Below are 10,586 nucleotides of genomic sequence, written 5' to 3'. Positions count from 1 at the left end.
GGGGTTAGAGGCATGCTCTTCTAAGGTGGGATTGGTGATGGCCAAAGCAGCCACTCCTCCCGCCAAAACCAGCCCGGAAAGCAAGGAAAAGACCTTCAGCATCGCAGCCTCCGAAACCGAATTCTTTATTCTGCTATAGGCTTGAGCCACCTCAACAGGGATCTTTCGGCAGAAGCCAAAGGACTCCGTCCTGCCTCTGGCGGGGTTGTTGCTATGGACAAGGGATCGCAATGCTGTTGCAATGGGAACGGCCAGGAACTGCCCCACAGAAGGGCTCCATCCCTTGATTGAGTTGCCGGCCCACAGGTTAGGATGGGATCCGACGCGCAAACAGCTTGCTGCTCTCTATGGAACTTGCCGATCTAAGACGCACCCTAGAATCGCTCACCTTGCGCCTGAGCAACGCTCAGGACTATCTTTGACCTGCCCCACTTGGAGCAACAGATTGCCATCCTAGAGCAAGAAGCCTCGCAGCCGCAGTTTTGGAATGATGTAGAGGCAGCCCGCCGCCACCTGCAAAAGCTCAACAGCCTCAAGGCCTCCTGGGATCAGGTGCACCGCTGGAAGGAGCGCCTGGAAGATGCCGTCAGCGCCCTCGAGCTGCTCCAAGAAGAGCCCGATCCGGAACTCTTAGCCGAGACAGCAGGATCCCTGGCAGTGGTGGAGCGGGAGTTGGGCCAGTGGGAGCTACAGCAACTGCTCTCCGGCCCCTACGACAAAAACGGTGCCATCCTCACCATCACCGCCGGCGCAGGGGGAACCGACGCCCAGGACTGGGCGGAAATGCTCCTGAAAATGTACACCCGCTGGGCCGAAAACCAGGGCTACAAGGTCAGCCTCTCGGAATACTCCGAAGGTGCCGAAGCCGGCATCAAGTCCGCCACCCTGCTGATCGAAGGCCCCTACGCCTATGGTTATCTCTCTGCCGAGAAGGGTAACCACCGGATGGAGCGCATCAGCCCCTTCAACGCCAACGGCAAACGGCAAACCAGCTTCGCCGGCGTAGAGGTGATGCCGATCCTGGAAGAGGAAAGCGAGTATGAGCTGAAGATGGAAGATCTGGAGTTCGAGACCTCCCGCTCGGGTGGAGCAGGTGGCCAAAACGTGAACAAAGTGGAAACAGCGGTGCGGGTGATCCACAAGCCCACCGGCATTGCTGTGCGCTGTACCGAAGAGCGCTCCCAACTGCAAAACAAAGAGCGGGCCATCCAGATCTTGAAGGCCAAGCTGATCGAGATGGAAGAAGAAAAACGCAGACAAAAGCTGGCCGAGATCCGCGGCGAGATGGTGACTCAGGGCTTTGGGGGGCGTATTCGCACCTACACCTTCGATCCTTACAAGTTGATCAAGGATCACCGCACCAACGCCGAAACCTACAATGTCGAGGCCTTTATGAACGGCGAGCCGGAGGAGCTGATGCATTTTATCCAGGCCTATCTGCGGCAGGAATACGCCAAACAACAGGCCGCCGCAGTCTAGGGCCGGCTGTAGCGCTCCCACACCGCCTGCATGAGGGCAGCCCGCTCCTGGGCTGAGAGCTGGGTCAAGGTCAGGGGATCCCCTTCCTGGAAAAACTCCCCTACCCCCCATCCCACGGCCCGGGGAGAGGCGGTTTTGGCTTGCAGGGATCCCGCCCAGGCCAGTCCATGCCAAGCGCCGATGGCAGTCTCCAGCGCAGAAGAAAAAACCAGATCCAGGCCGGGATGTCGGCTGAGATACTCCCGCAGCGCGATGCAGGAGCCCACCAAAGATGGCTTCACCACCAGGATCCCTGTCCATCCTGAGCGATGGACGGCTTGCAACTGTTCCAAACAGGCCACCGATTCATCCAAAGCAATGGGGGTCTGGTACTGGCGGCTGAGCTCCACCAGATGGGAGTGCTGATTCGGCGGCAGAGGCTGCTCCAAAAACTCGATCTTGCCCGGCGAGTCCTGGTTAAGCCGATCACAAACGGCCAGCCACCGGTGGGCCTCCGCAAGCCCTAGTCCCCCATTGGCATCCAAACGCAGACGGGATCCCGGCGGCAACCGCTCCAGCCATTGCTCCAGCTTCTCCAACTCCTGCTGCATGGGATCCCTCCCCACCTTGAGCTTGTACACCGACCGCGTGAGTGGGACGGAGTCCTTGTAGGAGTCCTTGTAAGATTCCGGCGGCAGGGTCTCCCCCAAAAGTTCACAGAAAGAGAGTAGAGAGAGATCCTTGTTCAACCAATCGGGATCCCGACAGGCCAGCCAAGCGCCTTCCAACCCAAACCGGCAGGCCGGCAGTGCTTCTGGGATCCCCAAAATATACGCCTCCGACAAAAGAGGGGGCAGCTGCCGACAAAACTCCAGAGCCTGCTCCAGGGTTTCGCTGCCAAACCAAGGGATGGGAGCAATTTCCCCATATCCCTGACAGCCTGTCTCCCGATCTGTAAGTCGGATCAGGATCCCTTCGCGCACGGACCACAGTCCGTGGTGGGTACGCAGGGGCCGCCGAAAGGGACGCCAGTAGGGGCAAAACGCAAAGGAAAACCGCTTTTCCAGCCGCCCAAGCGGCACGGATCCCTCTTTTTGGGTATCCCCTGCAGATGATCTGCTGTGCCTACCAGCCACAAAAAGCTCAAGCAAGATAAAGAAAGGAAAAACGCCAGTTTTCTCAGAGGGCTGCTATTCAGAAACGATCCCCGTCGTTTTCTTGGACATCTCGAGATTGACCCACAATCGTGACCTCAATCCAGAGTTATGATTACTTCAGGCCAGGGTGAGACACATGGGCTCCTAAAAAAAGCTTTCCGGCACTGCGCATTCAACATTTTCAACATTTTTTATTTAGGTGTTTTATTGAGGTGTGGGCGCAATGTCCCCGTTTGAATCGAAATGGCCATGTTTGCCAGATCTTAGTTTTCCTCATGGTTTGCTCAGCTTAAAACACCAGCTCAACCTCTGCCAAGGCGGCTTCCGGCCCCACCAGAGCAATGGCCGGGGGGGTCAGGTAGGTCTTTGCGGCTTGGTGGAGCTGCTCTGGGGTGAGCTGCCTGACCCCCTGCAAATACTGCCGGTCAAACTCCATGCCCAAGCCCAAAATCTCGTACCAGCCCGCCAGTTGAGCCACCTGGGCATTGGTTTGTTTGCTGAGGGCATACTGGCCCAGAAGTTTGCGCTGCGCCATTTCCACCTCTGCCAGGTCGAGCGGATTGGCCTGCAGACGGTGGATTTCTGCTTGTAGGCGTTCCAGAGCCACCTGGGTGTTCTCTGCTGCAGTGCCCATGTAAACCCCAAAAGGGGCGGGATCCCGGCGGGTGGCAAAAAAAGCCGAGACCTCATAGGCCAGGCCACAGCGCTCCCGCAGTTCCACGAACAGACGGCTGGACAGACCGCTCCCCAAGTAGGTGGCCAGCAACTTCAGGGCCGGATAATCCGCAGAAGCAGCAGGGGATCCGCGAAACCCAATCAAGATTGTTGTCTGCTGAGTGGGCTGGGGCAACCTCAGCAGTTGGGGATCCCTCAGAGGGGGCAGGGGAACATCCCGATCCTCTGGAGAGGGGCCGGGAACAACCCAGTCTCCCAAAGCCGCTTCCACCTGGGCAGCCATCTGCTCCGGCGGCTCTGGGCCGATCACCACCATCACCATTCCATTGGGACGACAGTAGGCCGCGTGATAGGCTACCAAATCCTCGCGGGTCAGGGATCCCACCGTTTCCAGCCGTCCCAACCCCGGCAGAGCGTAGGGATGATCCCCATAGAGGGCTTGTTGCACCTGCTCGAAAGCCAAGCTGAAGGGCCGTTCCTGTTGGGCGCGGATGGCCTGCAGCATCAACCCCTGCTCTCGCGCCACCTCCTCTTCAGGAAAACTGGGATCCCGCAGCGTCTCCGCAAGCAAATCCAGCAACTCCGGGAAATCGGCAGCCACACAGCGCAGGCTCACCTCGAAATAGTCGGCAGAACTGTCCACCGATAGCGAGGCTCCCAGCGATTCCACCGCAGCAGCAATGGCCTGGGAGTTGCGCCGATGCGTGCCTTTGGTGAGGACAGCCGCCATCAAGTGGCTCACCCCCGCCTGTTGCGGCCGCTCTGCCCGGCTACCACCGCGGAAAAAACAGTGGGCAGCCAAGATCTCCACCGTTGGGTTCTGGCCCAGCAACAGCGTGATGCCATTGGCCAAAAGGACGCGCTGTAAACGGCCACGTTGGGTGGCAAGCAGAGCAGAGTTCATGCAGGCAAGGGATCCCGTCCAAAATCCGAAAATCAAGAGTCCGGAGCGCCAAGGCGGCGCTTAACGGCAAGCCAGTTGCAGCTCCGAAGCCGCCGCTGTACCCAGGGCAGTCGGCTTGAGAACGGTGACCACATAGGCCTCCAAAGACAAGTACTGCTGGGCCAATTCCCGGATCTGAGCCGGAGTAAAGGATTGCACCAGCTCCAGGTACTCTTGAATGCGTTGCACCCCGCCCAGCGTCTCGTAGTAGCCATAGATGCCCGCCAATTGACTGGGAGACTCGGCGGAGAACAGGAACTCATGGGTGAGCATACGCCGGGTGCGATCCAACTCCGCTTGGCCGATGCCATCCTGCTGCAGCTTTTCAATCTCGTGCAGAATCGTCGCCTCCACCCGCGCCACATCCTTCGGCTCCAGCTGAGCGCCGATACAAAACAGTCCCCCCTCCTTCAACACCAGCGAAGAACAGCCAATGGCCCTCACCCAGCCCCGCTGTTCCCGCAGCAGATGCACCAGCCGCGAAGTACGGCCATCTCCCAGCAGAGAAGCCAACATCTCCAGGCCACAGGCTTGTTGCCAATCGTCAATGCCAACGGTAGGCCAGGCCAATTTCAGACGGGCTTGCTCCAAGCGGGCATGGTCGCTCTCCCGGCGCAGGATCCCTTGGGGACGAGGCTGGGGCGGGATGGGGGGGCTGGCCGGTGCTGGCCCAGCAGCAGAGCTGCCAAACTGCTCCTCCACCAAGGCCAACGCCCGCTCGGGATCGATGCCACCCGTCACCACCACCGTCATGGATTCAGGCCGATACCAAGCGCGGTGGTAAGCGCGCATCACCTCAGGGGTCAGTTGCATCAAGCTTTCCGGTGTGCCCAACACCGGTCGTCCATAGGGATGCTCCCCATAGGCGGTCTGCATCAAAAGCTGATAGGCCGTGTAATCAGGGTTGTCGGCGGCGCGGCGAATTTCCTCCAGAACCACCTGCCGCTCCCGCTCAAACTCCAGATCTGGGATCCCGGCCCGCAAAACCACCTCTGCCAGGTAGGGCAGGGTATCCGCCAGGTCAGCAGCAGCCACCGTAATGTAGTAATGGGTGTAGTCTTGGCCGGTGGCAGCATTGGTAACTCCGCCCCGTCCTTCCACGGCCCAATCCAGCTCACCAGGAGCCAGCCGCTCGCTACCCTTAAACACCATGTGTTCCAAAAAATGGGATAGGCCCAGCCACTCCGGCGGCTCATGGCGTCCACCTGTCCGTACCCAGACATCAACGGTTACAGAATCGGCAATGGGGATGGGATGAACGATAACGCCTAGCCCGTTGCTCAGTCGGTGGGTGTAGGCGGGCAAGAGACGAGGAAAGCGGTTCAAAATTCTTAACTGATGGAGAACAGTCTTAATTGTAGATGGGGAAGGGCTCCGGGAAATAGTATCTGAGACTACTTTTCTTGGTCTTCTCTCCCCGGCTTGCGGAGGCAAAACGCTCCGCCCCTTTTGGGGAACCTTTTGTGGAAGAGGAAGAACCTAGGCGCCTTGGGCCGCCCCCTGTCCACCCATCTCCCCAACTAAGGCTCTTGATGGAAATCCGGGGATCCCTGCCAAGCCAGACTGGGGGATCCCTCTCCGGCCAGATTGTCCTCCACCTGAAATCCAGGGGGCCATTCTTCGCTATCGCGCACCCGCTGCACCACCTCTTGGGGCAGCACGACCCCCAACTGCCGGGCAGCCATGGCCACCACATCCCCCCGGTCGATCAAGCCGGCAATGGCGCCGGTGGGCGTGAAAACCAAAATGCGGCGGGGTTCTGCCTGGCGCATCATCTGAATTACCTGGGGAATGGGGGTCTCTTCTCGTACCCCCTGCAGTTGCTCCATCGGCTTGAGAATAGCTTTCAGGGTGAGGCGATCCCACTGGCTGCGCTCGATGTCGTTGAGCAATTCTGGCCTGACCAGCCCACGGTAGCGGCCATCTTCCTCAGCAAAATAAACGTCCGCCGGTTGAGTTGGGGCTTCCGGCCTGAGAGAAGAAGGCACCAGATAGCGATCCACAAACTCCCGCAGGCTCATGTTCGCATCCAAAACCCGAAACTGGCGGGTCATCACATCGGCAGCTTTCAGGCGGGCCAGCACCTGCTGCAGTTGCGCGTACTGGCTGTAGCGGCGGGCGGTGTTCAAAATAAACAGGCCGATCAACCCCACCCAGAGGCCGTTGAGGCTCCCCCAAAATACCACCAGCAGACCTAGCCCCACCAAACCCCAGCCCACCCCCTGGCCGGCTCGGGCCGCCCACAGCATACCCTTTTGCCGATCCCCTGTCCAACCCCAGATGGCCGCCTTGAGCATTTGCCCCCCATCCAGAGGCAGGCCCGGCAGCAGGTTAAACAGGGCAATCGTCAGGTTGATGGCAGCCAAGCTGGCAAGGGTTGAGGCCAGCATCGACTCCGGCACAGCCCAAGCCCGGGCCATGCTGAAGAGCACAAACAGACCCAAGCTGAGGAGAGGGCCTGCCACGGCCACGCAAAAAGCGCCAAGGGGGCGGGGAACTTCCCGCTCAATCGCCGCCATACCCCCAAAAATAAACAGGGTGATGGAGTTAACCCGTACTCCATAGGCGCGGGCCACCAAGCTGTGGGCCAACTCATGAGCCAGCAGAGAAAGAAACAACCCCACCGCCGTCAACAGCCCGTAGGAGAGCACCAGCAGGAGGGCCGCTGGGAACCAGGTGTAGTCGACGAAAAAGGGGATCCCCCACAAGCTACCGATGCGCAGGCGACTGGTCATGACGATACAACTCCTTACACAGCTCTCACTGGGGAGAAGGCCCAGGAAGGTGCCGTTGAAGACGACAAGCAGCCCCTTAACTTGGGATCCCTCTCCTCCACTGTAGCCCTTCTGCCGGGCCTTCCGTTCCCTTGCGGCTCCCCCGGCAGACAGCGGGCCCTGCCCTATCCCTAGAGGATCTTGAGGATCTCCTCGGAGCACAACACTACCTACAACACCAGACCCCCGAAGATTGTGATAACGTGGTTGGGCATTGGGTCGGCGGGGCCAACCAGCACTCAAAAGTTGGAACGACCGAGCTTTAGCAGGGGAGCTTTGCAGGAGGGGTGTGGCTATGGTGTGGATTTCGTCCCACTCAGGCGAACAGAGCGAAGAAGTGCAGGGACTTGATCCCGCCCAGACGATGGGAGCCGCGCCTCCAGGCGAGTTTCCGGCCACAGCCCCGGCGGCCAGCCCGGTGTTCTACCGCACCTACAGCCGTCGCCGCCCAGATGGCAGCCGCGAGACTTGGAGCGAGGTTTGCGATCGCACCTTGGCCGATATTGCCCGGTTGGGGCGCTTCACCCCTCAGGAGCGGCAGTTGGTAGAACGTCTGCAGCGGCAGTTGAAGGCGTTGATCTCCGGTCGAGCCTTGTGGGTGATGGGCACCGACTGGATCCAGAAGCCGGAAAACTTCTCCGGTGCCTACAACTGCACCAGTTTGGCGGTGGTGGACTGGCGGGCCTTTGGCCTGATGATGGATCTGGCCATGATGGGCTGCGGCACAGGAGCGGTGCTGGAACCCCAGTTCATCCGCCAGTTGCCCCCCATTGTCAACCGCCTGCGGGTTCACGTGAAGGGATCCATCGGCGCCACCCCTCCCGAAGAGCGGCAGGAGCACACCCGCATCCAACGGCAGGGATCCCAGGTGCACATCCAGGTGGGGGACAGCCGCCGCGGCTGGGTGGAGTCCTACCAAGCGCTGCTGGAGCTGGCGTCGGATCCCAGCTTTGGGGGCCAGGTGGAAGTGACAGTGGACTTGAGCGATGTCCGCCCGGCTGGGGAGCGGCTGAAAGGGTTTGGGGGCGTAGCCAACCCCATTAAGCTGCCCGGCTTGTACGAGCGCTGTGCCGCCATCCTCAACAGGGCGGTAGGTCGGCAACTGAACTCGGTGGAGTGCTGTTTGCTCATCGACGAGGCGGCGGTGGTGGTGGTGGCGGGAAACATTCGTCGTAGCGCTGGCATTCGTCAGTTTGCTGCCGACGACCAGCTGGGATCCACCGCCAAAGACAACCTCTGGCAGCAGGACGAAAACGGCAACTGGAGAATTGATCCCGAGCGAGATGCCCTGCGCATGGCCAACCACACGCGGGTGTTTCACCGCAAGCCGACGCGGGAAGAATGTGTTGAGGCCGTGCGGAAGCAGTTTTACTCCGGTGAGGGCGCCATCCAGTGGGCCGGGGAAGCCGTAGCACGGGCCAATTGCGACCTTATCCCACCCGACCTAAAACCCGACTTTCTCAAAGCCTATGAGGCAGGAACGGCCCGAGAATGGCTAAAGGGACGGGATCCCTCCCTAGGGGAAGAGGAGCTTCAGGATCGCCTGTGGCGCTATGGGCTGAATCCCTGCGTGACAGCCGATACCTGGGTGCACACGGGCGATGGGCCGCGCCAGGTGAGAGACCTGATTGGGAAGCAGCACAGCACCTATGTCAATGGAGAACTATTCAGTACCACACCGGAGGGGTTCTTCTACTCCGGTACCAAGCCTGTGCTGAAGCTTTTGACCAAGGAAGGGTTCTCTCTGCGGCTGACAGGCAACCATCGGGTTCTCAAAGTCACCGCTCAAACCCAAAAGGCACAATACACCGAGTGGGTACCGGCAGAAAGCCTACAACCGGGCGACCGCATCCTGCTGCACAACCATCGCGATCTCACCCCGTGGGATGGGGCGGGTACCTGGGAAGAAGGCTGGCTTTTGGGGAATTTGCTGGGTGACGGTAGCCTTACGGCAACCCCGTGGAACGACACGGCTTTATTACGCTATTGGCAAGATACCCAAGCCGAAATGAGCCAGTATGCGATTCAGCTTTTGCAAACGGCAGTGGGTTACGAGCCCCGCCAGCCAGAGGCATATCACTATGCGCAGCTTGGGTTGCGGGTTATCGGCTCCAGGGGGTTGGCAAAACTGGCGGCCCAGTTCGGCATGAGGCCCGGACAAAAGCAGATGACAGAGGCGCTCGAAGCCACCAGCTTCCAGTTTCATCGAGGCTTCTTGTGCGGGCTCTTTGATGCGGATGGCAGCGTGCAAGGTAATCAGGAGAAAGGGGTTAGCGTGCGGCTCTCTCAAAGCCATCTGGGTACCCTCAAAGCGGTTCAGCGCATGCTGGCGCGGCTGGGCATCATTGCAGTTTTGTATGAGAATCGCCGTCCTGCTGGATATCGCCTGCTGCCGAACAGTGCTCGCCAACCTGCACCATACGCTTGCAAAGCCCAGCACGAATTGGTTATTGCCAACGACAACTTGCATCTGTTCCAGGAATGGGTCGGCTTTCGGGAACCGCACAAAGCCCAAAAGCTAGAGGCACTGCTGAATGGCTACAAGCGCCAGCTCAACCGAGAGCGGTTTGCTGTGACGGTTGCTGCCCTTGAGGCAGACGGGGTAGAGCCGGTGTATGACTGTACTGTCCCCGGCCCAGCGTGCTTTGATGCCAATGGGTTTGTTGTCCACAACTGTGGCGAGATTATTGGCCACACATTCCATTGCAACTTGGCCGAGATCCACCTCAACCGTTTGGATCCCCACAACCGGCAAGAGCAAGAGGAAGCCTTCACGGCGGGAGCCCTCACGGTGGCAGCCCTACTCCACCACCGCTTTGTGGAACCCCGCTTTCAGCGCTCGCGGGAATGGGATCCCATCGTCGGCGTCTCGTTCACAGGCCTGTTCGACTTTTGCGTCAAAGCCTTTGGGGTTGAATGGCTGCGCTGGTGGCAGGAAGGGAGACCCGATACCCCCATCGGGAAGGAATTCAAGCAGCAGGAGCGGGAATACCTCAGCCGCTGGAAGGAGATCGTCCACCGCGTGGTCTGGGACTACTGCGACCGCCACAGCCTGCGCCGCCCCAACCGCTGCACCACGGTTCAGCCCGCCGGCACCAAGTCTCTGCTCACCAACGCCTCTCCCGGCTGGCACCCGCCCAAAGCCCAACGCTACATCCGCCGCATCACCTTTGCCAAAAATGACCCGGTGGCGCTGGCCTGTCTGGACTATGGCTACTCGGTGGTACCTGCTCAGGCGGACAAAGATGAAAACGGGAACTTGCTCAACGACCCCTTTGATCCCCGCTGTACCGAATGGCTGGTGGAACTGCCTGTGGAAGTAGAATGGGCCAACCTGCCCGGTGCTGGCCAGATCGAGATCGAGCAATTCTCGGCCCTGGCCCAGTTTGACTTCTATATGCAGGTTCAGAAGTACTACACCACCCACAACACCTCCGCCACCATCGAGCTGCGGGAGGACGAGGTGGAAGCTCTGGGATCCCGTATCTACGAAGCCATCCGCGACGACGAGGGCTACATCAGCGCAGCGCTGCTGGCCCGCTTCGATGCCCCCTTCCCCCGCCTGCCTTTTGAGAAAAT

General features: G+C 59.8%; 6 protein-coding genes. 2 read left to right on the top strand and 4 right to left on the bottom strand.

Annotation, left to right across the window (positions count from 1 at the left end):
• Positions 1–347 precede the first annotated feature (347 nt).
• Positions 348–1,479 (top strand): peptide chain release factor 2 gene (gene prfB, locus NW819_RS07520; protein WP_414413379.1). Its coding sequence is split into 2 segments (ribosomal slippage): positions 348–419 and positions 421–1,479, totalling 1,131 coding nucleotides; the frame shifts between segments, so codons are not numbered across the junction.
• On the opposite strand, the gene NW819_RS07515 is transcribed toward prfB, so the two are convergent.
• From NW819_RS07515 to NW819_RS07500, 4 genes are all read right to left on the bottom strand, one after another.
• Positions 1,476–2,540, bottom strand: coding sequence for an o-succinylbenzoate synthase (locus tag NW819_RS07515; RefSeq protein WP_414413378.1), 1,065 nt, complete (start codon positions 2,538–2,540; stop codon positions 1,476–1,478). The two genes, prfB and NW819_RS07515, sit on opposite strands and share 4 nt — an antisense overlap.
• 364 nt (positions 2,541–2,904) lie before the next feature.
• Positions 2,905–4,194, bottom strand: a complete 1,290-nt coding sequence (locus tag NW819_RS07510; protein ID WP_011432372.1) for a M16 family metallopeptidase — start codon at positions 4,192–4,194, stop codon at positions 2,905–2,907.
• A gap of 60 nt (positions 4,195–4,254) precedes the next feature.
• Positions 4,255–5,559: a M16 family metallopeptidase gene (locus NW819_RS07505; RefSeq protein WP_414413377.1), complete on the bottom strand. Its 1,305-nt coding sequence runs from the start codon at positions 5,557–5,559 to the stop codon at positions 4,255–4,257.
• 194 nt (positions 5,560–5,753) lie between these two features.
• Positions 5,754–6,968, bottom strand: a complete 1,215-nt coding sequence (locus tag NW819_RS07500) for a site-2 protease family protein (RefSeq protein WP_414413376.1) — start codon at positions 6,966–6,968, stop codon at positions 5,754–5,756.
• Positions 6,969–7,371: 403 nt separating this feature from the next.
• Between NW819_RS07500 and nrdJ the strand changes: the two genes are divergently transcribed.
• Positions 7,372–10,586, top strand: a 3,215-nt coding sequence (gene nrdJ / locus NW819_RS07495; protein WP_414413380.1) for a ribonucleoside-triphosphate reductase, adenosylcobalamin-dependent, incomplete at its 3' end; no start/stop codon positions are given.

It is taken from the genome of Synechococcus sp. R8-2 (genome assembly GCF_047461715.1).
In the GTDB taxonomy this organism is placed as follows: domain Bacteria; phylum Cyanobacteriota; class Cyanobacteriia; order Thermostichales; family Thermostichaceae; genus Thermostichus.
The sequence above is the reverse complement of the archived record's forward strand: the minus strand, read 5'-3'. Positions and strand labels throughout refer to the sequence as shown.

Bases quoted from the DNA above. Each gene is read 5' to 3' on its own strand.
- NW819_RS07510 (WP_011432372.1), bottom strand. From the start codon at position 4,194: ATGAACTCTGCTCTGCTTGCCACCCAACGTGGCCGTTTACAGCGCGTC.
- NW819_RS07500 (WP_414413376.1), bottom strand. From the start codon at position 6,968: ATGACCAGTCGCCTGCGCATCGGTAGCTTGTGGGGGATCCCCTTTTTC.